We start from the raw sequence: 23638 nt of genomic DNA, 5'->3' as shown, positions 1-23638 counted from the left end.
CAACTGGTATGCCCGGCCCCCAACTATGCCCGGCCCCCAACTGGTATGCCTGCCCCCTGATTGGAAGCCAGTCCAGGTATCTCCCTGATCAACTCATGTGCTGGCCTGCCCGACCTACCTGCACTCACTTCTCCAACTTCATGATATAGCCCTGCTGGGCGATGGAGAGGACGTTATTGACCAACCAATAAAGCACCAATCCTGCCGGAAAGCTCAAGAACATGAAGGTGAACACAACCGGCAAAAAGAGCATTACCTTGGCCTGGACCGGATCGGCAGGTGCCGGATTCATCTTGGTCTGGATGAACATGGAAATGCCCATCAAAATCGGCAAAACGTAGTAGGGATCCATGATGGAGAGATCCTGAATCCACAAAAACAGTGGCGCCTGCCGCATCTCCACAGAAAGAAACAACACCTTGTAAAGAGCGAAGAAGACCGGAATCTGCACCACGATCGGCAGGCATCCACCAAGCGGATTGACCTTGTTCTCCTGGTACATGCGCATGGTCTCTTGCTGCATCATCGCCTTGTCGTGGCTGTAGAGCTTTTTGATCTCCTCGAGTTTTGGCGCCAGTTTTTTCATGGCGTTCATCGAGCGATAGCTCTTGGTGGCCAACGGAAAGAAAAGGATCTTGATGATGACGGTCAACAGAATGATCGCGACACCGTAATTATGGAGAAAATCGTTGAAGAACAAGAGAATTTTAACCAGAGGCACCGCCAGGAAATGGAACCAGCCATAGTCGATGGAGCGCTCCAGGTTCAGGCCCAGGGCTTCCAGATTGCGGACCTCCTTGGGACCGATAAACAGTCGCGTGGACTTCTCGAGCATTCCGCCTGCACGCAACTCCTGCTTGCCGGCCACGCTTCCGACCCGATGGGTAGGATCGTCAAAATCGAAATAATACTTCTTGGTACCGCTGTTCGCTTCGGGCACGATAGCGGCCAGGAAATATTTATCGCTGAATCCTACCCACCCCTCCTGGCCATTGATACGCTGATCCTGTTTTTTAAGATCCTCGTAGATATGTTGCACGCGCGTGCCATCCAGGTAACCCATCGGTCCCTCGAAATCAACCGGGGCCATGGCCTGCTGATCGGCGGGTTTGGGCTCGATACGCGCAAAATGGGCGAAGTGAAACAACACCACCGGTTTGTCCGAGGAATTGATAACCCGATCGCTGGTGGTGATCAGGTAGGAGTTGGTTTGAAAGGTGAAGATCTTTTCGAATTTCAAACCCTTTCCATTTTCCCAAACCAGGGTGAGCGGGGCATTGGGACCGATTTTGCCGCTGCCGACCCGTGTCCAGACCGATTTGCGATTGGGCAGATCGACGCCGACCTCGCCGAGGAAACCGCTCTCTTCGAAAAAGAGATGATTTCCGGTTGGGCTCAGGAATTCGATCGGTTTCCCTTCTGGCGGCAACTTGTCAAAATTCTTTAAGAATTTGGCCTGGGTGAGGGTTGCGCCGAGGTTGGAGATCTGACCAACGATCACGCCGTTGTCAAATTCGAACCGTTGCTCGCGTGGATCGATGACCTTTTCCTGCGAAGTGGTCGTGTGGGCCTGCGGGGGTTTGGCAGCTTCGACGCTGGCCTGATCCTGAATCGATTTCTCGATGGATTGGCTCTCCTTGGGCTCCTGTTTGACCTCCTTGGCCTGTTGTTCCGTGGTTTGGGCAGGCTGGGGCGGGGTCAGGTAGAGATCCGAGACGGTCTGGAAGACGATCAGGAGTAGAAACGACAAGGTGATGGCCAGGAGAGTCCGACGATCCATGGAGGTATCCTAGATTCAAGGGACGGGGTCGAATCCGCCGGGGTGGAACGGGTGACATTTTCCCAGGCGGCGCAGGGTGAGCCAGCTCCCCTTGAGCGAGCCATGACGGGAAACGGCATCGGCGGCATAGTGGGAGCAACTCGGGTAGAACCGGCAACTGCTGGGCAGCACGGGGGAGATCAGAAGCTGATACAGACGGATCAGGCCGAGAAGAAGTTTTCGCATGGCAATCAAATCATCAGGATGGGGATCCCCCATCGCCTCCACCCATGAATCTCCCCTCCGGGATTCGACGGTGCCGTGCCATCCATCCACAACCCGTGCATGGTCATGCCGGATCAAGCGGACGAGCGGCCCATTTTTCCAGCCGGCTGAACAGATCGCGCAGGTCGTCATGCAACTCGGCGTTGATGGTGCGACCGGCCTGGGGTTTGGCGATGACCACGCAATCGTATCCCGAGGCAAACCGCAGACGACACAGACGAAACTGTTCGCGGATCACACGTTTGACGCGCGTGCGCTGCACCGCGTTGCCCACCTTGCGGCTGACCGTGATGCCCAGTCGGGTTTGGTCGGACTGGACAGGGAGGGTCAACAGGATAAAGAATTGGGTGGCAATCCGTCGCCCACGGGAGGAGACCCGCTGAAACTCTCCGGAAACGAGCAGCCGGGCGGATTTCGGAAAACGGAAATCCGACGTATCCGGCATATCGATTATGGGATCAGCTTGCGACGACCCTTGGCACGGCGACGGGAGAGCACCGCGCGACCATCGTGGGTTGCCATGCGCGCCCGGAACCCGTGGGTGCGATTGCGACGGATTTTGCTGGGTTGAAAGGGTCTTTTCACGGTTTGAGGATCCTTCTGCCTTGATTTGTATTGAACGGACCATCCATTATGCAATTTTTCCTTTGTCGCGTCAAGCCTTTTGACAATCCTGAACGGTTCATGCGGCCTGTCCCATGCAACCGACCCTTGACAGACCATCTCGCACGCGGAGTTTGCCGTGACCAACACCCCGAATCGTTTGATTCACGCCACCAGCCCTTATCTGTTGCAACACGCCCACAATCCGGTGGATTGGTATCCGTGGGGCGACGAAGCGCTGCATAAGGCCAGGCAAGAGGGAAAGCTGATTCTGATTTCGATTGGTTACGCGGCCTGTCACTGGTGTCATGTGATGGAGAGGGAGAGTTTCACCGATCACGAGGTAGCCTCCTTGTTGGCTGCGGATTATGTGTGCATCAAGGTGGATCGGGAGGAGCGACCGGATCTGGATGCCCATTTCATGGAGATTCTCACCACCATGACCGGTTCAGGTGGCTGGCCGCTGCATGTCATCGCCACCCCGGAGCTGCTGCCGTTGCACGGCGGAACCTATTTCCCGCCCGAGCCGGGTTGGGGTCGTCCCTCCTTCAAGCAGTTGATCACGCTGATCGCCACCCAGTGGCGGGAGCGACGCCAGGCGTTGCTCAAGGATGCCCGTGAGTTGCGCGACTGGTTGCAATCCCGTCTGCCGGGGTTGCCCAAACCGGGAGGAGGGGGATGGAATCTGCGTCCGGGCACGGATCCGGCCCTGGCGGCCATGCTTTTCTGGACCGAACGACTCGATCCGGAGTGGGGTGGATTTGGTGAACAGCCCAAATTTCCGCAACCCACGATCCTCTCGCATTTTCTGCGTCAGGGCGCGCGCGGTGCGGATCAGGCGTTGATTCAGCCGGTACTCGACACCCTGGATCGCATGGCCGCGGGTGGCATTCGCGATCAGCTTGGCGGGGCCTTTCACCGTTATGCCACGGATCGGGCCTGGCAGGTGCCGCACTTCGAGATCATGTTGTACGACAACGCTTTGTTGGCGCGGATCTATCTGGAGGCATGGCAGTTGACGGGGCAGGTGCGTCACGCGCGGGTGGCGCGGGCGATTCTGGATGATCTGCTCAACCGTTTCCGGCTGCCGGATGGCACCTTCATCTCTTCGCTGGATGCGGACAGTGCGGGTGAGGAGGGGTTGTACTACACCTGGACCCAGGACGAGGTGATTGCGCTGTTGGGGAAGGCGCGCGGTACGGCGTTCATCGAACGGTTTTTGCCCGATACGCCGGAGGCCGTGGTGGATGGTCGTGTGGTGGTGAATTTTCTTGGTGAGCCGCATGCCTTGTGGGAGAGTCTGGACGGTCGGGCCGGGGAGTTGGCCGCCTTGGCGCGTGAGCGGGCCATGCGACCGGAGCCGGCGCGGGATGACAAGGTGCTGGTCTCCTGGAACGCTTTGATGGTATCCGCCCTGGCCAAGGTTGGAGCGGCACTCGAGGTACCGGCCTATCTGGAGGCGGCGCGGTTGGCCCTGGGTGTCATGTTGAATCGGGAACCGCTGCACCACAGTTGGCGTGGCGATCGGGTGGCATCTGGGGTATTTCTGGATGATTACGCCTTTCTGATCCAGGCATTGCTGGATGGTTACGAGGCGTGGTTTGATCCGTTGTTGTTACGGCGTGCCGAGACGTTGGCCATGGAGATGTTGCGACGTTTTCAGCCGGTTTCCGGCGCGCCGTTGCAATTGACCCCGATTGACATGGCGAGTGGGATTCCGTCGCGTGTCGAATGGCATGATGGGGTGATTCCGTCCGGTCTTTCGGTGGCCATGAACGTGTTGCATCGTTTGGCGGCGCGGGATCCGGGGGGTGAACTGGCCCGCGAAACGCGGTGTATCTGGACTGGTTTGGAAGGATGTTGGCGTCAGGGAGCGCCGATGGTGACCGAGATGTTATGGAGCCTGGAGTTCAGCGGGCAGGCGTTGTGTGAGGTGGTGATATCCGGTCAAGGGGAACAGGAGTTGGCATTGTTGCGGGAGATTCGTCGGCGTTTGATGCCTGGATTGGTATTGAGCCGGCAGGTGGGGGAAGGGGAAGGGGAGAGGGGAGTCTTGTCGGTGCGGGTTTGTCGGAATGGCGCCTGTCATCCGTCCGTGGCGACCGTAGAGGGATTGCGTGGGTTGTTGGAGGGATAAGGAGTTTCCAGGTTACCATGGAACTCCCGAAGGGAGGTCCGTGGTACGGGGGGTGAGGGGGCTCTCCCCCCATCATGCAAGTTACGGGGTCGAGAGGCCAATGGTCCCTGGACCCCGTAACTTGGGAGATTCTGATCAAAAACCCCTGGACCCCGCCAGTTGGTCACCAACCCAGCCATTGTCTCCCCATCCAACCTCTCACGATCGATAGGCAAACGAATACCCAATCTGCGTGGTCTCATGCGGCACGATCGGAACAATGCTCTCCCGTACCAGATGCAACCAGTCCCCATGAATCTGCCCGCTATCCCGAGGTTGATTACCCAGCGTCGGCCTGGCCGCCTCGGTATGCGCATACTCGGCCTTGAGCACCACCAATCCCTCATGTTCGTCATCAATCGAAATCAGAAATTTCTTTCGAACGTCAATACGATGCTCATGACCCAGATCAATCAACTCGGATACTGCGGCACTGCTCAGCTTGATCAGGAAAAACTGCTCCACCGAGGTCTCCTGACTCTTGCCATGCACAGTCAACAAGGTCAATCGGCGGTCCTGTTGCGAACCCACCAGAATGGTTCCAGGTAACTTTTCCCGCAACAAAAGCTGCGCCGCGTGCACGGCAGCGGCACGCCGACCGCCGGCGTTGTGGTAGAAGTGGTAGTACTCGTAAAGCTTTTTCTCCAACGTCTCGATGAAATCATCCCCCTTTTCACGCAAGGAACGCTCGAGATAATTCAAATGGATGCCCAGATTCCGCAAGGCGTTGTCGGTCAACCGCTCGATGCGCACATGAAAATTGCTCAGCTCGATCTTTTTCACCGGATCCCCAGGCGCCGCAGTGTTCTGGATCAACAACGAATAGTCCAGAGGCAACAACATGCGCAGAAGATTCACAAACGCCGGGTGGCTTGAATCCCGATGGGAATCGCAGTAACTTTCCAAAAACGGGATATCCGGCGCCACGTCCACGATGTTTTCGCGGGTGACCCGGTTGCCCTCCCGACAACGGAAATGTTTGCGCAGATTGCCTGGCAAGGGGGAATCCAAAAGCGTGATCAGACAGGTGTTGTGCAAGGTGTATTCGCGACTGGCCGTGGCAGCCCGAGGACGCACCATCGAGGGCGAAACGTAGGGATAGGGCATCTGCCGCTTGACGAACTTCTTGAACGATTCGATCAACGTGTAGTTCAAGAGGAGTTTCAGAATTTTATCTCGTGCCGCCCAATAGTGGTCGGTAAGTACCCGCTCCCGCTCCTCGGGATCGGCATGCAGCACGGTGAAGGTGTTTTCGTTGGTAATCATCGGTCACATACACGCAAGTACAAAAAATTTTCGAATAAGGAGTCGAACGATTGATCAGTTTGATAGAAGTGGAACGATTTTTGGCCGAAACCCTGCAAGTCACCTCGATCGCCGATTACACCCCAAACGGGGTGCAGGTGCGCGGTCGCGAAAAGGTGCGCCGGGTGATTGGCGGGGTTTCGGCCTGCATGGATCTGTTCCGCGCCGCGGATGCAAAGGCGGCGGATCTGATTTTGGTACATCACGGAATGTTCTGGAACAAGGATTCTCGTGTGGTACAGGGCAATTTAAAGACGCGACTGACTTTTTTGCTGGAACGCGATCTGACCCTCATGGCCTATCACCTGCCGATCGACAAACACGTCGAATATGGCAATAATGCCATGATATTGAAAAAATTCAACTTAAAACCGACGGTTCCATTCGGATTTTATCAAGGTTCCCATCTCTCCAGCATCGGAGAGAGCGATCACGAAGAGTCGATCGAAAATTTCGTCATCCGGGTGCGGGAGATTCTGGGTGGGGAACCGCTGGTGTTGCCATTTGGACCGGAACGGATCCGGCGGGTGGCGGTGTGTTCGGGTGGCGCGCCGGAACTGGTGCGCGAAGCCAAGGATCTGGGAGCGGATCTGTTTTTGACCGGCGAGCCGTCCGAGCCGATTTACCACTTCGCCCGAGAGGAGGGGATCCATGTGATCGCTGCGGGCCACCACCGCACCGAGAAATTCGGAGTTCAGGAGGTGGGTGCGCTGCTGGGACGTCGCTTTGGCCTGGAATTTGAATTCATCGACATTCCCAATCCGATTTGACGGTTCGCAAGACCCTGGCATTGGACAGGGCTCCGGAAGCGCGAAAGACTCCCGGATCGCAACGCTTCAGGACCCCTACATTCGGCGAGGGCCAGATGCCGCGAACATGGCAGCGCGCAGCGTTTTTTCGCAAAAAACGCGAAAAAACGCTTTATTTTGAAGAGCACGCTAAAAACTAAAATCAACCAACCTCAGGAGACTCTCCGAACCTCTGCCGGGGATCTTGGCGGTCTTCCGTTCCCTGCAATCGTGGGAATCCTGAACAGTTACCCCGGATCCTTGAATCGTCCGACCGTCAAACGAGACGTGCATCAACCCGGCACGGCACCCATGCCAGGGGTGGGGGGTTCGATGGGACCCATCCAGTGACCCACGCATAAACCAAGCTGTTTGCCTTCAACCACGCCGACCCGATAGACGAATCCCTGTTTGATCAGGACCGCTTCGGCATAGTTGGGGACCGGTTTCCACCAGAACCAGCCTTGCTCTTTGGGTTTTTCACGTTTCCATTCCATGTTCGTCATCCATACTGGCGATAATGTTTTTGTCTGAATTTTCTATATTGCCTTAATTTTTTAAAAAAAGCCAGACTTCTTGTGGAAAATTTTCCATGGAAAGGGCTTGACTCCAAGCCATCAATTTGAAATAGTGGCAAGGTTTGAACCGGCTTGGTTCGCATCACCTCCTATTTGATACAGGTCAAGAACTTCATGTCCGCTTCCGCACACTCAACGGCCCATTCCCATTCACCGGTTCCGGAACAACCCGAGGAGGAGAGCCGCCGCGATTTTCTGATCCTGGCCACCGGCGCAGTCAGCGCGGTCGGTGTCGCTGGCGCGGCATGGCCCTTCATCCGCTCCTGGAGCCCCTCCGCTGATGTCCTCTCCCAGGCCACCACCGAAGTGGACATCAGCGCCCTGGGCAAGGGGCAGATGATCACCGTGCCTTGGCAGGGCAAGCCGGTCTTCATCCTCCATCGCACCGACGAGCAGATCGCCTCCGCCAAAAAGGGCGACGCGGAAAAACTGCCGGATCCGGCCAAGGATGCCGAACGGGCCCAAAAGCCGGAATATCTCGTGCTCCTGGCCATCTGCACCCATCTGGGTTGCGTACCGCAACCGATCGGTACCGGGAATTACGGCGGTTTCCTCTGTCCTTGCCACGGCTCCCACTACGATACCTCGGGACGCATCCGTCAAGGTCCGGCTCCCAAGAACCTCGAAGTCCCCTTCTATGCCTTCAAGGACGACAAGACCCTCGTGATCGGCAAGGCGGTCGGCTGATCCGGACCATGAAACGCCTCATGAAGAACCATCCTCACCAAAAAGTGCGCCACGCAAGGAGTCCTCACGGTGTCTAAATCGATCATGGATTGGGTGGATGCTCGTCTGCCCGTCACGGCTTTGATCAAAAGTCAAGCCACCGAATACCCAACGCCCAAAAATCTCAACTATTGGTGGGTTTTTGGTTCGTTGGCCCTGTTTTGTCTGATTGTCATGCTCTTGACCGGGCTGTTTTTGGCCATGCACTACAAGCCGGACGCCAACCTGGCCTTTGACGCGGTCGAGCACATCATGCGCGATGTCAACTACGGCTGGCTGTTGCGCTACATGCATGCCAACGGCGCCACCTTCTTCTTCATGACCGTCTACATCCACATCCTGCGTGGCATGTACTACGGTTCCCACCGCGCCCCGCGCGAGATCCTCTGGTGGTTCGGCATCATCATCTTCTTCTTGCTGATGGCCACCGCCTTCATGGGCTATGTGCTGCCCTGGGGTCAGATGTCCTACTGGGGCGCCGCGGTGATCACCAACCTGATGAGCGCCATTCCGGTGGTCGGCGAGGAGCTGGTGGTCTGGATCTGGGGTGGTTTCGCGGTGGGCGATCCAACCCTGAACCGTTTCTTCGCGCTGCACTTTTTGTTGCCCTTCGTGATCTTCGGCGTGGTGATCGTCCACCTCTGGGCCTTGCACGCGGTTCACTCCAACAATCCGGACGGCATCGAACTCGACGAGCACAAGGACACCATCCCGTTCCATCCCTACATCACCATCAAGGATCTCTTCTCGATGGGGGTGTTTTTGCTGGTCTACTGTGCCTTCGTCTTCTTCATTCCCAACTTCTTTTTGGAACCAGACAACTACATCCCGGCCAATCCCATGCAGACCCCGGCCCACATCGTGCCGGAGTGGTATTTCCTCCCCTTCTATGCCATTCTGCGTTCGATTGACTTTTTGGGATCCTACAGCAAGCTGGCTGGCGTCATCGCCATGATCGCCGCCATCGCCATCCTGTTCATCCTGCCGTTTCTGGATCGCTCGCCGGTTCGTTCGTTCCGCTATCGTCCGTTGAGCCGTCAACTCTTCTGGATTTTCGTCATCGACTGCTTCCTGTTGGGCTGGGTGGGGTACAATCCGGCGGATGCCACCCGTTTCAACGGCGCCCTGCCGTTGATCGTCGTGGGTCGCACCTGCACGGCCATCTACTTCGGGTATTTCATCCTGTTGTGGATCATCACCGCGTTCGATATCGAGAAACCCCAACCCGTGCCCAAAAGCTTGTAAGAAGGGGAGCATGCCAACATGGACTTCATGAAATTCCTTAAAACCGTGGCCCTGGCGGCAGCGGTGGTTCTTCCCCAACCGGCTCTGGCCGCTTCCGGCGGTCCCGCGCTGCCCACCCAATCCTGGGGTTTTCACGGGGTTTTCGGGCAGTTCGATCAAGCCGCTCTCAAGCGTGGCGCCCGCGTGGCGGTGGAGGTGTGCATGGCCTGCCACTCCATCAAGTACATCAAGTTCGATGCGTTGAAACAGCTTGGTTTCAGCGAGGCCGAGGTGATCGCGCTGGCCGAGGGGCAGAGTCACAACAAGAAGGACCGCATGACCAGCCCCATGGATCCCGTGGCCGCCAAGGACACTTTTGGTGTCATGCCGCCGGATCTTTCGTTGATCACCAAGGCGCGCAAGGGCTATGAGGATTACGCCTATGCCGTTCTGACCGGATATCTGACCGATGCCGATCGTGCCCTGGTGCAGAAGGTGATGGAGGATGGCGCCTTGTCGGATGGGGAGTTGAAGGAGCTTTCCTCGGCATTGGGTGTGGATGCCCATCAGCCCGAGAAGGTCAAGGAGATCCTGACCCGCATTCAGGCCAACGAAAACTTCAACAAGTATTTTCCGGGTCATTTCCTGGCCATGCCTCAACCGCTCAACGATGGTTCGGTGACCTATCCGGACGGGGTGGAGAGTTCGTTGAAGCAGATGTCGCAGGATGTGGTGACGTTTCTGGCCTGGGCCGCCGAGCCGACTCTTATGGAGCGCAAGGCGTTGGGTTTGAAGGTGATGTTGTATCTGGTGATCTTGACGGTGATGTTCTATGCGGTCAAGCGGCGCATTTGGGCCAAGGTGCATTGACGGATTGGTCTTGAAAGCGATGGTGTGCAAAAGCCCCCCGGAGACGGGGGGTTTTTTGTTGGGGTGGGTGGGAGATCATGGGGTGGCGATGGTGGCCAAGGAAACGTCCTCACGGGGGGCCAGAGGCCGATGATCGCTCCTGGCGGGGGGGGCGGGCAGGAGCCGCGACTTTGCCTTTGCTTTTTCACGCGCCTAGAGGCGGTTTGGCCATTGCCGAACAGCCTCTAACACATCTGAAGACACGCAGCCCTCACCTGTCAACGCTCATGTCTGACAGCTGCAATCAGTTGCTTTCTCAAGGCTCGCAAAGGCTTCCTGATGTAGTGATAATAATTATAATTGAGCGGGTTGAGACGAAACAAACACTCTGCATTCAGCAGTTTCACCCGCCAATCCGGCATATCGGTCATGTTGACTCTGAAATTCTTCAAGCTCAGGGATTGAGTCAACAGTTTCTCTTCCATTTCGATGCTGTAATTGTGCTTTGCAATCCATTCGTTATACAATTCCGAACCCGGATAGGGGGTTGCATAGAAATACCCGCCAGGCAGATTCATCTTTTTGCGCCAGCGTATGCTCTCCAAAGCGGTTTTTCTGGTTTCTCCCGGATAGGCAAAGATGAAAGTCGGATTGATTGCCATGCCAGTCTGTCTGACCAGTTGAATGCTGCGTTCCGCGCGCTCCAGGTTGAGTTTTTTGTTCATGCGCACCAACATTTCGCGGCTGCCGGTTTCCAGACCCACGTTCAACTCCCGGCACCCGGCATCCCGCATCGCATGCAACAGGGGCAGATCCGCTTCCGTGATGGAGTCTCCCCTGGTACTGCAACGCCATTCGATCTTGAATTCCTTGATTCTTTGACAGAATTCCATGACCCGTGATTTTTTTTGCATAAACAGTTCATCGATAATGATGATTTTAGACACCTTGCGCTGTTCGATCATGTAGCGCACATCTTTCATGATCTCATCCATTTCGATGGTACGATACTTTTCGGTGGGTTGATCTTCCACGCGACAGAAGTGGCATTTGAAAGGGCAACCCCGTCCGGTGAGAAGAAAGCCGACCCCTTTGGGAAAATAGTGATCCGACAGGAAATGCCAGGGAAGGTTTGGTATTCTCTCCAGGGCGGATATGGTTGCGGCTGGGGGATTGACGATCAGTTGCCCATCCTTTTTATATTGGATTCCGGGTGTATTCTCCCAATTCGGGAGATTGTTGATCAAGGCATCGATGACCGGTTCGCCTTCCTGCTCGCAGAGCATGTCGATTCCCGGAATATACGCCCAGAGGATATGCTTGATGGAGGAGGCGATGCGACCACCCAGGATGGTGGGGATGGTGTTGTGGCGCGCCACCAGATCTTTGAACAGCTGCTTGATGTAGGGATAACACGAATGCATGCCACCCGTGGCCAGCAGATCCGCGTCCGGGTGCTCGCCAATCAGCTGCATCACCCGGTCATGATCGCGTAGGACGTCGGCATCGATCCAGACCACTTCCACATGGCGCTTCAACAGGACCGAAGAGATGCACAACAATCCAAAGGGAGGACGGAAGGCATTGGGTCCCCGTCCCTGGTTGACAGGATTGATGATAACGACCTTCATGGATTACCTCCCGGTCAGATGCCGGAGACCTTGCGGGTCCCCGGATCCCTGCAAAAGTGGGGTCCTGAATCGTTACAGTCCAACAATCTTTCCGACCGTGCCGTAATCCTTTGCCTGCAAACAAGGCAGCATCTGGTCCAAGACACTCTGCAAATAGACCGGATGTTTCCGGATATCCACGTAAAAATATTGGATGATGGCATGAAGCAGTTGATCCAGGCGTGGGTCAACACAATAGCAGGTCTGACAGGCTGAAGGCATCCGATCGAAATCCCCGGTCAGATGGGCCTGTCTCCAGGACTGAATCAGCGGACCGTTGAACAGCTTTTCCAATGAATCTTCACCGATCTTGCCAAAAACGTTATCGCCATTGTAATCCCGACAACAGCATGTCAAAACACCTTCCTTGAGGGTATAGATGCTGTTCCACAACATGTCACACGGCGTTGCGGATCTGGCCTGCATGGGAAAGCAGCTTTTGGTGTTGAAATACACGTTGTCCGGACTCAGCGAAGAGATGTGATGAAACGTGAATTTCTCAGGTCGGGCGACATAGGAAAATACCATTGGAATGAATGCGATCTCATGGTAATTGTCCATGGAGACCACCGCATTGATGCCAATCGGATAGGGATTTTCGGCTTGATTGTTCCTGGTGACGAATTGGATCAAATTTTCATGCAGACTCTTCAAATTCCCGCCTACCCGGATCTTCGCGTAGGTTTCCGGGTTCACGGCATCAATGGAGAAGCGCATGGAACGTATGACATCCCGGTATTCGAACAGCAGATCCAGGTGGCGTTCCAGAAGCAGTCCATTTGTGGACAGAGCATTCACGGGAAGTTTGTATTGGCGCAGAATCGCCAGATAATCGCGCAGTTTTTTGTTCATCAGCGGATCGCCGATGGTATGCAGATTGGTGCGGGTGATCCCAGCCGCAACGCTGGCCTTGACCGTCTCTTCAAAGAGATCCAGATTCATCAACCCTTTCTGACGCGTGGACAGGGCCGTCTGACACATGCTGCAGTTGAGGTTGCAGGAGTCGTTGATCTCGATTTCTCCCATTTTCTTCGGGAGTGTGGCGATTGTTTGGTGGTTTTGGAACGACTCTTTGTGATACGCATCCGCGGAAACGGTTTCGAGGGAGTGCAACAGTTTTTTGATTGGGTTCAACCCATTCACTTCTGGTTTCCGCTTTTCAGAAGAGGTGCCGGAGAAGAGCCGCCGCAGATTGGCTTGCAAATGGTCGATAACTGATTTCATGGCACTTTTTTTGGTTGAACCGGACTTGATGAATGGCGATGTCAAGAATATGGCAAATCGAATTCATTTTCAATAAGGATCTTCCGAAATGCGCTGTCCATCCAGATGGTTGATCATCTGTTTGATTGTCGGAAGATTATACCATTTCCTGTTGCATGTTCCGCTGCTCGTCGGGATGGCATGGGTCCAAGGCTTGCCATGAGGAGGCCAATTCGACAAAAACGTTTTCGTTGGAAATGATGCTTTGTTGGGCATAGGGTATGATCTGTAAATGGGCCAATTGGGTAATGCGGCCAATCATCTCCACCTTGCCTTTTTTGAATACGGATGCACGGAATGTATAATGCCCTGGCAACAAGGATAAATGGGGAATTCTTGCCTCCAGGGTATGTCGTCCGCGCAGGAAGGAGGGCCGCTCCCCGTGATCGGAACTCTGGGTGATGATCGCGGCAATGACTTGTCGGGCCGGCGCTTCGATCATGAAAAAAAAGATCGGCGCCTCGAGATCGACCTTGGCTTCAAACGTCATGCGCAAGATCAACGGCGCACAGGATTCAAGCTGTTGTATCGCTTCGCCGGCGTCATTGTGCAACGAGACCTGTTCAACCCACAGGGTCTGTTCCGTGCCGGGATGGTGAAGATACTGGGCCCCTTTGACCTGCGGCGTGCAGGCCGCGACATAGCGGGTAATGATCTCCCGTGTCGGACCATCGGCGACGCATTGACCGCTCTTGAAAAAGATGGCTCTGGTGCAGAGACGATCCACTTGATCGAGATTGTGGGAAATGAAGATGATCGCCATGCCGGATTGGGCGAGCTGCTGCATGCGCGCCATGGCCTTGTTGCGAAAGATCATGTCCCCCACGGCCAGAATTTCATCCACCAGCAGGATATCCGGATTCATGTGGATGGCCACGGCAAATCCCAGGCGCGCCCGCATCCCGGAACTGTAGGATTGCACCGGCGAGTCGATGAACTCCCCGATATCGGCAAATTCGATGATCTGATCCAACCGGTGATGGATCTCGCTTTTGGACATGCCAAGAATGGCGGCATTCACGAAAATGTTCTCCCGACCGCTTAAGATCGGACTGAAACCGGCGCCCAGCTGAATCAGGGCGCCGATTCTGCCACGCAGATGGATCTGCCCTTGATCCGGGAGAATCAATCCGTTGATCAGGCGCAACAGGGTGGTTTTGCCCGCCCCGTTGGGTCCGATGATGCCGACGATCTCCCCGCGCTTGAGGGAGAAGGAGACATCCTGGATGGCCCAGAACTCATCGGTGCGCAACCGGTGCTCTCGAGCCTGGCCACGAACCGCGCGCATCATGTCCGTGATGCCGTAATGCAAGGAGCGTCTCAAATCGCGGCAGAATTTCTTGGAGACGTTCTCCACCCGAACCAGTTCATCGTTCACGAAATCGGTTCCTCAGGCGCCCAATCTTTCCAGGACGACCGGTATGGTGATGTGATAAAAAATCAGCGCGATCATCAACAGCAACAACGCGCCACCACTGGCCATCCCATAGGCGAACGGATCGCTCATCACCCCCTTGGCCATCCAATCCCGACACCCCTGCAACAACGGAACAACCGGATTGAGCGTCATCAACAAGGACCACGGCCACTCCTGTGGGGCCGGATAGGCAATGGGGGTCACCAGAAAGCCAATGCGCAGCAGCACGTTGGTTCCCTCGCCGACATCCTTGTAAAGAACGCCCAGAGGCACCAGAAGAATGCCAATGGCGGTACCGAACAGAATCAGTGGCAGAATCAGGAGTGGAACAAGCAGGATGGATGGTGAAATGCCATGGAAAAAGGCCAGCAGCATTCCGGTCAATACCAGTTGCATGGCCATGAGAAAGAGAACCTGAACCAGACCGGACAAAATCGGCGCTTCCCGATACATGTTGATCTTGATCATGATGGGAACGAACGAATTGAACGACTTCAAGGGTGTGGTGATGCTTTCCGAAAAGATTTGCCAGAGCATGGTTCCAAGCATGACATAGATCGGGTAGGGAATGTCGGTGGATTCAATATTTAATATTTTTTTGTGCAACAGCAGTGCAAAAATCAAGGTTGACAATAACGGGGTGATCAGGATCCAGAGAAGACCAAATCTGGATTGTCTGTAACGTTGCTTGGTTTCACGAACAATCAACAGCCATGCCAATTCACGCGATTTCCAAAAATTGCGTAACACCGAACGCAGGATCGCGACAGGATGGATGACGTTGGAATCGGATGTGTAGAGGGTCTCTTCCAAAGGCTCAATCCCAGGATGATCGGACATGGGTGGTGGATCTCGTTGAGGTTTGGTGGGGCGGTGGCCGCATGCTGCCGGGTTGGAAGCGGGTGGGATCGTCATGCGGCCCTATTCATGTGTCATGGTCAGGCGTGTCGGGAAGTCGTGGGAAATGGTGGATGATTGTCCTGGCCATGGACAATCCACGATCACCCCCGAGACCCTTCCATCCTTACCGTAGAACGCCCGCCAGGAAGGTCCATGGTACGGGGGGTGAGGGGGGTCTCCCCCCATCATGCAAGTTACCGTGGAACGCCCGCCAGGAAGGTCCATGGTACGGGGGGTGAGGGGGGTCTCCCCCCATCATGCAAGTTACCGTGGAACGCCCGCCAGGAAGGTCCACCCATCATGCAAGTTACAATCTTTAATCCACATCCTTCTTCCCGGTCAAGGAGTCATCAACCTTCATGTCTCCCGACCGTGGAACGCCCGAAAGGGAATTCCACGGTGAATATTTGTGAATCGAGTGGTTGCAGCCAAAGGCAAGGCCAGAGTGGAAATCCTCCGTGCATTTGCGCTATGATGGATCCGTCCGTCCACATCGAAACAGAGTCATCCACGCCATGTCCGATTTCACCGCTTCCTCCCCATCCCCCCGGATTCTTGCCGTGATTCAGGCCAGAAGCGGCTCCAAGGGGATTCCCGACAAGAACATCCGTCCCATTCTGGGACATCCGTTGATGGCCTATTCGATTCGGGCCGGGCTGGATGCCAGACTGGTCACGGATGTGGTGGTCTCCACCGACAGCGAACGCTATGCCGCAATCGCCCGGCGTTACGGGGCGGCAACCCCCTTCTTGCGTCCCGCCGAACTCTCCGGCGATCTGATCGCCTCGGCCCCCTCGTTGCGTTACGCGGTCCTGGAGACCGAACGGATCCTCGGCGTGCGTTACGACTATGTGGTGGAGCTGCCCTGCGTCTCGCCGCTGCGGGATGGACGCGACGTGGATGGCGCCCTGCAAAAACTGATCTCAACCGGCGCCGATTCGGTGATCAGCATGGTGGATACCGGTGAAAAACATCCGATCCGCCTGAAACGAATCGTGGATGACCAAATCGTCGATTTCACCGGGGAGTATCCCGAACCGGCCATCGGCTCGCGGCGTCAGGATCTCAAGCCCCCATCCTACATCCGCAACGGCGCCATCTACGCCATGACACGGCGTGCCATCGTCGAACTGGAAAGCCGGCACGGCGCCGACAGCCGACCCTATCTCATGGAACCGGAACGGTCGGTCAACATCGATGAACGGCTCGATTTCACCCTGGCCGAATGTCTGATGCGTCACGGTTTCTGCGACAACCGCCCGGTCCCGGTCGAAGAGTCCCGCGTGGAACGGTTGATCCAGGGGGGACGGCCCGTGGTGCTGGTGACCACGCCGATTCACTTTCTGCCCGAGATTCGCGCCGAACTGAGTGAATTCGCCGATTGCATCCTGGCCCACGGCGCCAGTCGCGATCAGGTGGCGGAGCTGCTCGGCGAGGTGGATGGCTGGATCTGCTCCCCGTGCCCCACCTACACCATCGATGCCGCGCTGCTGGAGCGCTCCGGGGGTCGTCTGCGCATCCTGGCCACCCCCTCCACCGGCTCCAATCACATCGACCGGCTCTGGTGCGCCGCCCGCGACCTGCCGGTCTCATGCCTCAAGGACAGCGATTTCGTCCACACCATCAAGGCCTCCTCGGAGTTCACCTGGGCCCTGATCATGGCCACGGTGCGCAAGCTCCCCCAGGCCGCCGAACGGGTCCGACAAGGCTACTGGCGCGACATCGAAGATGAACTGCGCGCCGTCGAATTCCAGGGACGCACCCTGGGCATCATCGGATTCGGTCGCATCGGCGGCAACGTGGCCCGTTATGCCCAACCCTTCGGCATGCGGGTTGTGGCCTTCGATCCTCACAAAACCATCACCGCCCCCGGCGTGGAACAACTCGACTCCCACGCGGCGGTGCTGGCCGTGGCCGACATCGTGTTGATCGCGGTCCACCTGGACGCCTCCACCACCGGCATGGTCGATGGTTCCTGGTTTGCCGCCATGCGACCCGGCGCGATCTTCATCAACGTCTCACGCGGGGAGATCGTCGATGAGTCCGCGCTGCTCGCCAGCCTGGAATCCGGCCATCTGGCCGCCGCCGGACTGGATGTGATCTCGGACGAATTCCTCTCCGACAAACGTCGCCATCCCCTGATCCGGTATGCCGCCACCCATGACCATCTGCTCATCACCCCGCACATCGCCGGTCTGACGCGGGATTCGGAACTCAAGGCCGCCCGTTTCGCCCTCGCGGCGGTGCGGGAGCATCTGACAGCCGTTCGACGGACCAACCCATGAGCAAGGAACTCGTCTATCTTCCCGATATCTCCGTGATCGTCGCCTGCTACAATCAGGGCGACTGGGTGGAACGGTGCGTGCGCAGCATCAGCCATCAGGAAGGGTTGACCCAGGGGGCGTTCGAAATCCTGGTGATCAATGATGGCAGCCTCGACCATACCCGTGAAGTACTGGCCAATCTGACGGTCTTGAAAAATCTGCGCGTGCTGATCCACGAAACCAACCAGGGATTGCCCGTGGCCTTGAACAACGCCATCCGTCAGGCCAGGGGACGTTATGTGATCCGCGTCGATGCCGACGATTATCTCAACCGCAGTTGTCTACAGATCATGAAGCTCTTCCTGGATGTCAACCGCCAGTATCAGGCGGTGGCCATCGATTACGTGAAGGTGGACCATCTGGAGAACACCCTGGGTCGCTTCAACTGCATGGAAGATCCGATCGCCTGCGGCATCATGTTCCGCAAGGAGTGTCTGTTTGACATCGGGTTGTACGATCCGGAGTTCAAGATGCGCGAGGGACACGAATTGCGGCTCCGGTTCGAGGCCAAATACCGCATCGGACGGTTGGAGTTTCCGTTCTACAAATACCGCCATCACGCCGCCAACCGCACCCTCAACCACGCGGATGTGGCCATCTACGACCAGAAATTGCATACACGCATCGCGGCTCAGGAGAAGGGAAACGGCGTTCCCTGAAATCCGACCAGGATTCGTTGCGCAAGCCTCAGGAATCCAGATTGAGCCTTGAAAAATACCGATGGTGAGGCGTATCGGTAGAAATGACGAGAAACGATTTCATCACACCGCCATGTCCAGATAACGCCGCATGCCGCGCCCCAGGGTCACCATGCGTGCGAACTCGTCGGGGGTGGCGCTCAGGACATGATCGCGGATGGTGGTATCGGATTTGTCCAGGGTGAAATGTTTTTCGATGATCCGGGCTCCGCGCGCGATGGCCAGAAGCGGCACCTCGATGCCCAGCGAATGGTCGCTGTAGCCCGCATAGGGTGAGCCGTCGAACGATTTGGGCAGAGCGGTCAGATCCCAGGGCTGGGCCGGATAGCTGGAGCGGCACCAGAGATAGGAGACATTCTCCGGCTCTCCGAACGGCAGACCCTCCCCCTGCCACATGCCCAGCGAGATGATCACCGGCAGGCCGGTGGCGACGATCCCGCGCACCAGATCCGGATGGTCGTTGACCGTGCGCGAGGCGATCTTGATCCGTTTGGGTTGAAACGGTCGCAGCATCTCCCAGGCATCGGAACGGATCACCGAGAACAGCAGCTCGATTTGATAAAATTCCGCGATGCGATAGAGCTGGGCAATGATCTCCGGGGTCAGACGGTTGATCTCCCCCTCGCCGTCCCGCCAGCCGAGCTGCATCTTGGCCACATCCGCTCCGGCCAGTTTGGCCTGACGGATCAACTCACCGGCCAGGGCGAAGTGGCCGTTATGGTTCATGCCGATTTCCGCGATGAACATCATGATGGGGTATCCTTGCAAGAAAAATCGGTTTCGTGTCCATTGGTTCGTTTGAACGCCCGTTTTGGCGGAGCGCCTTGTCTAACGGCTTCATCTTAGGCGCGGCGGTGCGATCGGTAAAGATTTTTCCCATCCCGGCTTCTAATGACTAACGGAAACCAGGACATTGACCACCCCTGGACCATGCGTTAGAGTCCTTTTCCAATCCCTCGATCCCGGCGATCCACGGTCGGGGGTGATGGGGGGATCCCCCCATCCTGTCAGGATTGCGATCACCAGCCGATAAGCGAGGCAAAGAATCATGATCATTCTCGGGATCCACGACGGACACGGCGCGAGCGCGGCCCTTCTGGTGGATGGCAAGCTGGTGGCGGCCATGAGCGAGGATCGACCCACCCGCCAGACCACCCGTTCCGGCTTTCCCTTTCACGCGGTGGAGGGTGTGTTGCGACTGGCGGGGGTGACCATGGGTCAGGTCGATCGCATCGCCCTGGCCACGCGCCGGCTGCCGCCGAAATATTTTTTCATTCCACGGGAGAATTTCTCCATCGCCGACTTCTGGCGCGAGCAGACCCACTATTGGAAACCGCGTCTGGAGGGAACCGGCAAGCCTGTTTATACCGAGGTGTTCGCCCATCGGGAAGACCCTTCCCGACGCATCTATGACGAGAGCCTGATCGCCCACGAGGATGACGCCGAAGGGATGCTCAAGGCGCGCCTGAAGCATCTGCAAGCCTACAGCGGTCTGCCCGTCGAGCGGATCAGCGTCCACGACCATCACACCTGTCACGCCTGGTATGGTTATCTGGCCCAATCCGCGCGTCGCGATGATACGCTGGTCTTCACCACGGATGGCGGCGGGGATGGTTGCAACGGCACGGTGTGGGAGGCGCGCGCGCGCGGTCCTCTGCGGGAGCTGCATCGCGACAGCCGTTGCAACATCGGTCGCATCTACCGTTACGCCACCCTGCTTTTGGGCATGAAACAGTTCGAACACGCCTTCAAGACCATGGGGTTGGCACCCTATGCCAACGAGAAGTACGGTCGTCTGGCCTATGAAGTCTATGCCTCGACCCTGCGAAACGATGGTCTGGGCTTCTCCTATGCCACCGAACCGACGGATCACTTCTTCTGGTTCAAGGAGCGTCTCGAAGGGGTCCGTTTCGACGGCATCGCCTGGGGGGTGCAGAAACGGACCGAGGAGTTGCTGGCCGAGTGGGTACGCAACGGCGTGACGGCCACCGGCATCGCGGATGTGGTGTTGACCGGCGGCGTGGCCATGAACATCAAAGCCAACAAGGTGATCTGGGAACTGCCCGAGGTGACCTCCCTGTTCGTGCCGCCCGGTTCCGGAGACGAATCGATCTCCGTTGGCGCGGCCCTGATCGCCGCCACCTCCCATCCGACGGTGGAGGCGGAGCGGGTGGAGGCGATCGCCCCGTTTGATACTCCCTATCTGGGGGATGCGTTTTCCGATGCGGAGGCGGAACGGGCCATCGCCGCCGGCGGGATTCCGGAGGGGTGTCGGGTACGGCGCGCCGATGCGGGCGACGTGGCTGACATCCTGGCCCGAGGCGAGGTGGTGGCCCGTTGCGCCGGACGCTGGGAGTTCGGACCGCGCGCCCTGGGCAACCGTTCGATCCTGGCCAATCCGCGCGATTCGGGCGTGGTGCGCGAGATCAACGAGATGATCAAGCAGCGCGATTTCTGGATGCCGTTCGCATCCAGCGTTCTGGCCGAACGGTCTGATGACTATTTCGTCAATCCCAAGCGTCTCGATGCCCGCTACATGACCCTGGCCTTCGATTCCACGCCGCTGGGACGCGCAGAGATGATCAGCGGTCTGCACCCGTATGATTTCACCTCGCGGCCCCATGTGGTGTTTCCGGAGGTCAATCCCGGCTACCATGCGTTGATTTCGGCCTTCGAGGCGCGTACCGGCATCGGTGCGCTGTTGAACACCTCCTTCAATCTGCACGGTGAACCCATGGTGGCCGGACCCGAGGATGCGGTGAGCACCTTCGTTCGTTCCGGCTTGCGGCATGTCTGGATCGGTTCGTGGCTGGTGAGCAAGCCATGATCCGGTTGGTAGAGAGCGAGAAACAATCATGACCATTGAACAGCGTCAACAGGTGGAACGGGAGGTTCTGCGGGTCTACCAGCAGGAAAACCCGTCGGTCCGTTTTCTGGAGTCGGATGAGCGGTTGGCCGAAGAGGAGCGGCGGCGGATCCTGCTGTTTCGGGACTACCTGAAACTTCCGCCCCAACTGTTTCGCGGCGCCCGCATGCTCGATCTGGGGTGCGGAACCGGGGAGCATGCCATCTTCTACAGCCGCTGGGGCGCGGATCTGACTCTGGTGGAGATGAATCCCCTGGCCCTGGAACGGGCGCGCGCCATCTTCGCGAAGCGCGCGCCTTCCGAGGCGCGCTATCGTTTCGTGGAGCAGTCGCTGTTCGACTTCGATCCCGGCGCGGAGCGTTTCGACATCGTAAGCTGCGAAGGGGTGTTGCATCACACCGCCGCCAAGGAAGAGGGGTTCGCGCGCCTGGCCTCCTGTCTGAAGCCGGGTGGTTTTCTGTTGTTGGCGATCTGCACCCGCGCCGGGATGTTCCAGCGCAATCTCCAGCGGTTGATCATCCAGGCCCTGGCTCGGGACGAAGCGGAGATCCCGGCCATGGCCGAACGGCTGTTCAAAGAGAATATCGATCGGGCGGAGCGGTTCGGAAGACGCAGCCGCGCGGCGATCATTCACGATACCTATGTCAATCCCAAAATCGATTGTCCCGGCAGTGGCGAGGTGTTGACCTGGTTCTCCCGGCACGGTGTGCGGCTCTATTCGTCCTGGCCTTCGCTGATGCCGTCCCGACTGGTGGATCCCCCCATCAAGGGGGTGATGCACGATCTGACCAATGATCCCGGCGTGGCGGGCGCGGCTGAACTGCATTGGATGGCGCATCGGGAGGATGATGCCCATCTGGGGCGGATCTGGTTGGAGCGTTCACGCTCCTTGAGCCATTTGATCGATACCCTGGTTGCCCAGGTTGACGATGTGACCTCCGCGCGGCGCGTGGATCCGAAGGCGTTGGCCGGGGCCGCCGAGGGGTTGCTGGCCGGGGTTCGGGCTGGATTGGACCGTTTTCCCGAAGAGGAAGAGGGCGCGGAAGGGTTGTTGCGGGAGGTCGAAGAGCTGTTTCGGATCCTGGCCACCGGTGAGGTGGGGCATGTGGAGGCGTTTCTAGGCCAGACGCGCGCGCTGTTTCGTGGCGCCAACGGCGTGGGTTTGAACTTTTTCGTGGGCTATCGCGAAGGACCGGCTCCCCACGGTCTGTTGTCCACCCAGGATGCGCAGGACGTGGCGTGAGGGGGGATCTCCCCCCATCCAGCCAGGTTTCCCGTGGAACTTCCGCAAGGGAAGGCCACGGATGGGGGGTGAGGGAAATCTCCCCCCATCCGGCAAGTCTGCCGGTGATGGCGATTCAAGCGCATCCGATCCGAATCACAACTCATCCGCAGGGGGAACCACGGTGAAACCGAACAGTTTCCACATCTGCATGCCACCCCGGTAGTAGAGGATCTTGTCTGCCGGGAATCCGAGTTCGAGCAACCCGCGAATGGCGGCGTGGGACTGTCCGCACCAGGGACCGTTGCACCAGATCGCCACTCTCTTGGCCTTGGAGAAATCCAGGGCGCCCGAATCCTTGAGCAACACTCCGAGTGGCTTGAGAACCCGTTCGATCTCCATGGGGTTGGCGCCCATCGATGGGGAGATATCCGAATAGGGGATGTTGATCGAACCGGGAATCACCCCTTGGGCATTCCAATCCGGGGTTCGGGCATCGATCAGAACACCGGTGTCGTTGTTGATCTCTTGTCTCATGAAATCAATCAACTCCAGCTCTTCGATGGTCTTGACCCCTGGCGCCGCCTCCATGGGCTGGATGCAGAACGGCGGACAGTTGCGGGCGATCTTGGCGAAATCGGGTTCGATCACCGCGCGGGTATCTTGATTGCGCATGACCGTGACCTGTTGGTTGCCGTGCTTGACGGTGAATTTCTCCAGATCCTTGGTGATGTTGACCGGCTGTGCCGATGCGGTGCCGATCGGGATCAGCCAGGAGAGCATCAGGAGCACGAACGAGAGTTTCCAAACGCGCGAGGGATTCATGAGAAGGTTCCTTTCGTTGCGGAGAGTTCGGAGTTGCTTCGGTCGCATGTCCGACAACGGACACGATCAAATAAATGGATGGTAACATCAATTGACTTGAATGCAATTAAAAAAAGATAAAATTTCGACTCTCTCGGCTGTTGTGAAACGGTTCTCCCTT

21 protein-coding genes are annotated in these 23638 nt (G+C 57.3%); 9 read left to right on the top strand and 12 right to left on the bottom strand.

Annotation, left to right across the window (positions count from 1 at the left end; all coding sequences use genetic code 11):
* Nucleotides 1–124: 124 nt before the first annotated feature.
* From yidC to rpmH, 4 genes are all read right to left on the bottom strand, one after another.
* Entirely contained in the window at nucleotides 125–1780 is a 1656-nt protein-coding gene (gene yidC / locus ACOY6C_RS14820; RefSeq protein WP_420906295.1) for a membrane protein insertase YidC, read from the bottom strand.
* Between the two features lie 15 nt (nucleotides 1781–1795).
* Nucleotides 1796–2005: a membrane protein insertion efficiency factor YidD gene (gene yidD / locus ACOY6C_RS14815; protein ID WP_420906294.1), complete on the bottom strand. Its 210-nt coding sequence runs from the start codon at nucleotides 2003–2005 to the stop codon at nucleotides 1796–1798.
* A gap of 103 nt (nucleotides 2006–2108) precedes the next feature.
* On the bottom strand, nucleotides 2109–2489 hold the full coding sequence (gene rnpA, locus ACOY6C_RS14810; protein WP_420906293.1) for a ribonuclease P protein component: 381 nt from the start codon (nucleotides 2487–2489) through the stop codon (nucleotides 2109–2111).
* Between the two features lie 5 nt (nucleotides 2490–2494).
* Nucleotides 2495–2629 (bottom strand): 50S ribosomal protein L34, encoded by a 135-nt coding sequence (gene rpmH / locus ACOY6C_RS14805; RefSeq protein WP_420906292.1) that lies wholly within the window; start codon nucleotides 2627–2629, stop codon nucleotides 2495–2497.
* 157 nt (nucleotides 2630–2786) lie between these two features.
* On the opposite strand from rpmH, the gene ACOY6C_RS14800 reads away from it, so the two are divergent.
* The gene (locus ACOY6C_RS14800) at nucleotides 2787–4784 is read left to right on the top strand and encodes a thioredoxin domain-containing protein (RefSeq protein ID WP_420906291.1); all 1998 of its coding nucleotides are present in this window, start codon (nucleotides 2787–2789) and stop codon (nucleotides 4782–4784) included.
* Between the two features lie 198 nt (nucleotides 4785–4982).
* Here ACOY6C_RS14800 and ACOY6C_RS14795 read toward each other — a convergent pair whose 3' ends face one another.
* Entirely contained in the window at nucleotides 4983–6089 is a 1107-nt protein-coding gene (locus tag ACOY6C_RS14795; RefSeq protein ID WP_420906290.1) for a hypothetical protein, read from the bottom strand.
* A 50-nt stretch (nucleotides 6090–6139) separates the two neighbouring features.
* On the opposite strand from ACOY6C_RS14795, the gene ACOY6C_RS14790 reads away from it, so the two are divergent.
* Entirely contained in the window at nucleotides 6140–6898 is a 759-nt protein-coding gene (locus ACOY6C_RS14790) for a Nif3-like dinuclear metal center hexameric protein (RefSeq protein ID WP_420906289.1), read from the top strand.
* Nucleotides 6899–7209: 311 nt separating this feature from the next.
* Here ACOY6C_RS14790 and ACOY6C_RS14785 read toward each other — a convergent pair whose 3' ends face one another.
* The gene (locus ACOY6C_RS14785; RefSeq protein ID WP_420906288.1) at nucleotides 7210–7413 is read right to left on the bottom strand and encodes a hypothetical protein; all 204 of its coding nucleotides are present in this window, start codon (nucleotides 7411–7413) and stop codon (nucleotides 7210–7212) included.
* Nucleotides 7414–7608: 195 nt separating this feature from the next.
* On the opposite strand from ACOY6C_RS14785, the gene petA reads away from it, so the two are divergent.
* From petA to ACOY6C_RS14770, 3 genes are all read left to right on the top strand, one after another.
* Nucleotides 7609–8181, top strand: a complete 573-nt coding sequence (gene petA / locus ACOY6C_RS14780) for a ubiquinol-cytochrome c reductase iron-sulfur subunit (protein ID WP_420906287.1) — start codon at nucleotides 7609–7611, stop codon at nucleotides 8179–8181.
* Nucleotides 8182–8250: 69 nt separating this feature from the next.
* Nucleotides 8251–9465 carry a cytochrome b gene (locus ACOY6C_RS14775; protein WP_420906286.1) on the top strand — a complete coding sequence of 405 codons (1215 nt, stop codon included), beginning with the start codon at nucleotides 8251–8253 and terminating at the stop codon, nucleotides 9463–9465.
* Between the two features lie 27 nt (nucleotides 9466–9492).
* Nucleotides 9493–10314, top strand: a complete 822-nt coding sequence (locus ACOY6C_RS14770; protein ID WP_420906285.1) for a cytochrome c1 — start codon at nucleotides 9493–9495, stop codon at nucleotides 10312–10314.
* Nucleotides 10315–10571: 257 nt separating this feature from the next.
* On the opposite strand, the gene ACOY6C_RS14765 is transcribed toward ACOY6C_RS14770, so the two are convergent.
* From ACOY6C_RS14765 to ACOY6C_RS14750, 4 genes are all read right to left on the bottom strand, one after another.
* Nucleotides 10572–11672, bottom strand: coding sequence for a B12-binding domain-containing radical SAM protein (locus ACOY6C_RS14765; protein WP_420906284.1), 1101 nt, complete (start codon nucleotides 11670–11672; stop codon nucleotides 10572–10574).
* A 324-nt stretch (nucleotides 11673–11996) separates the two neighbouring features.
* On the bottom strand, nucleotides 11997–13232 hold the full coding sequence (locus ACOY6C_RS14760) for a radical SAM/SPASM domain-containing protein (protein ID WP_420906283.1): 1236 nt from the start codon (nucleotides 13230–13232) through the stop codon (nucleotides 11997–11999).
* 91 nt (nucleotides 13233–13323) lie between these two features.
* Entirely contained in the window at nucleotides 13324–14604 is a 1281-nt protein-coding gene (locus ACOY6C_RS14755) for an ABC transporter ATP-binding protein (protein ID WP_420906282.1), read from the bottom strand.
* Between the two features lie 12 nt (nucleotides 14605–14616).
* Complete coding sequence (locus ACOY6C_RS14750; protein WP_420906281.1) at nucleotides 14617–15483, bottom strand: ABC transporter permease; 867 nt, start codon at nucleotides 15481–15483, stop codon at nucleotides 14617–14619.
* A 575-nt stretch (nucleotides 15484–16058) separates the two neighbouring features.
* Here ACOY6C_RS14750 and ACOY6C_RS14745 point away from each other — a divergent pair.
* Both ACOY6C_RS14745 and ACOY6C_RS14740 read left to right on the top strand, forming a co-directional pair.
* Nucleotides 16059–17828: an NAD(P)-dependent oxidoreductase gene (locus ACOY6C_RS14745; protein WP_420906280.1), complete on the top strand. Its 1770-nt coding sequence runs from the start codon at nucleotides 16059–16061 to the stop codon at nucleotides 17826–17828.
* On the top strand, nucleotides 17825–18526 hold the full coding sequence (locus ACOY6C_RS14740; RefSeq protein ID WP_420906279.1) for a glycosyltransferase family 2 protein: 702 nt from the start codon (nucleotides 17825–17827) through the stop codon (nucleotides 18524–18526). Before ACOY6C_RS14745 ends, ACOY6C_RS14740 begins: the two co-directional genes overlap by 4 nt.
* A 102-nt stretch (nucleotides 18527–18628) precedes the next feature.
* Here ACOY6C_RS14740 and ACOY6C_RS14735 read toward each other — a convergent pair whose 3' ends face one another.
* Nucleotides 18629–19315, bottom strand: a complete 687-nt coding sequence (locus ACOY6C_RS14735; protein ID WP_420906278.1) for an N-acetylneuraminate synthase family protein — start codon at nucleotides 19313–19315, stop codon at nucleotides 18629–18631.
* 298 nt (nucleotides 19316–19613) lie between these two features.
* Between ACOY6C_RS14735 and ACOY6C_RS14730 the strand changes: the two genes are divergently transcribed.
* Nucleotides 19614–21392, top strand: a complete 1779-nt coding sequence (locus ACOY6C_RS14730) for a carbamoyltransferase C-terminal domain-containing protein (protein ID WP_420906277.1) — start codon at nucleotides 19614–19616, stop codon at nucleotides 21390–21392.
* Between the two features lie 28 nt (nucleotides 21393–21420).
* Nucleotides 21421–22674, top strand: a complete 1254-nt coding sequence (locus tag ACOY6C_RS14725) for a class I SAM-dependent methyltransferase (RefSeq protein ID WP_420906276.1) — start codon at nucleotides 21421–21423, stop codon at nucleotides 22672–22674.
* 135 nt (nucleotides 22675–22809) lie between these two features.
* Here ACOY6C_RS14725 and ACOY6C_RS14720 read toward each other — a convergent pair whose 3' ends face one another.
* Complete coding sequence (locus ACOY6C_RS14720; protein ID WP_420906275.1) at nucleotides 22810–23478, bottom strand: rhodanese-like domain-containing protein; 669 nt, start codon at nucleotides 23476–23478, stop codon at nucleotides 22810–22812.
* Nucleotides 23479–23638: the final 160 nt, after the last annotated feature.

Origin of the sequence: Candidatus Magnetaquiglobus chichijimensis, assembly GCF_045865675.1 — a bacterium.
In the GTDB taxonomy this organism is placed as follows: domain Bacteria; phylum Pseudomonadota; class Magnetococcia; order Magnetococcales; family Magnetaquicoccaceae; genus Magnetaquiglobus; species Magnetaquiglobus chichijimensis.
Note: the sequence above shows the minus strand (reverse complement) of the source record. Positions and strands in the feature narration are given on the sequence as shown.

Bases quoted from the DNA above. Each gene is read 5' to 3' on its own strand.
- ACOY6C_RS14730 (WP_420906277.1), top strand. From the start codon at position 19,614: ATGATCATTCTCGGGATCCACGACGGACACGGCGCGAGCGCGGCCCTT.
- ACOY6C_RS14720 (WP_420906275.1), bottom strand. From the start codon at position 23,478: ATGAATCCCTCGCGCGTTTGGAAACTCTCGTTCGTGCTCCTGATGCTC.
- petA (WP_420906287.1), top strand. From the start codon at position 7,609: ATGTCCGCTTCCGCACACTCAACGGCCCATTCCCATTCACCGGTTCCG.
- ACOY6C_RS14745 (WP_420906280.1), top strand. From the start codon at position 16,059: ATGTCCGATTTCACCGCTTCCTCCCCATCCCCCCGGATTCTTGCCGTG.
- ACOY6C_RS14740 (WP_420906279.1), top strand. From the start codon at position 17,825: ATGAGCAAGGAACTCGTCTATCTTCCCGATATCTCCGTGATCGTCGCC.
- ACOY6C_RS14750 (WP_420906281.1), bottom strand. From the start codon at position 15,483: ATGTCCGATCATCCTGGGATTGAGCCTTTGGAAGAGACCCTCTACACA.
- ACOY6C_RS14770 (WP_420906285.1), top strand. From the start codon at position 9,493: ATGAAATTCCTTAAAACCGTGGCCCTGGCGGCAGCGGTGGTTCTTCCC.
- yidC (WP_420906295.1), bottom strand. From the start codon at position 1,780: ATGGATCGTCGGACTCTCCTGGCCATCACCTTGTCGTTTCTACTCCTG.
- ACOY6C_RS14735 (WP_420906278.1), bottom strand. From the start codon at position 19,315: ATGATGTTCATCGCGGAAATCGGCATGAACCATAACGGCCACTTCGCC.
- ACOY6C_RS14785 (WP_420906288.1), bottom strand. From the start codon at position 7,413: ATGGAATGGAAACGTGAAAAACCCAAAGAGCAAGGCTGGTTCTGGTGG.
- rnpA (WP_420906293.1), bottom strand. From the start codon at position 2,489: ATGCCGGATACGTCGGATTTCCGTTTTCCGAAATCCGCCCGGCTGCTC.
- ACOY6C_RS14725 (WP_420906276.1), top strand. From the start codon at position 21,421: ATGACCATTGAACAGCGTCAACAGGTGGAACGGGAGGTTCTGCGGGTC.
- yidD (WP_420906294.1), bottom strand. From the start codon at position 2,005: ATGCGAAAACTTCTTCTCGGCCTGATCCGTCTGTATCAGCTTCTGATC.
- ACOY6C_RS14795 (WP_420906290.1), bottom strand. From the start codon at position 6,089: ATGATTACCAACGAAAACACCTTCACCGTGCTGCATGCCGATCCCGAG.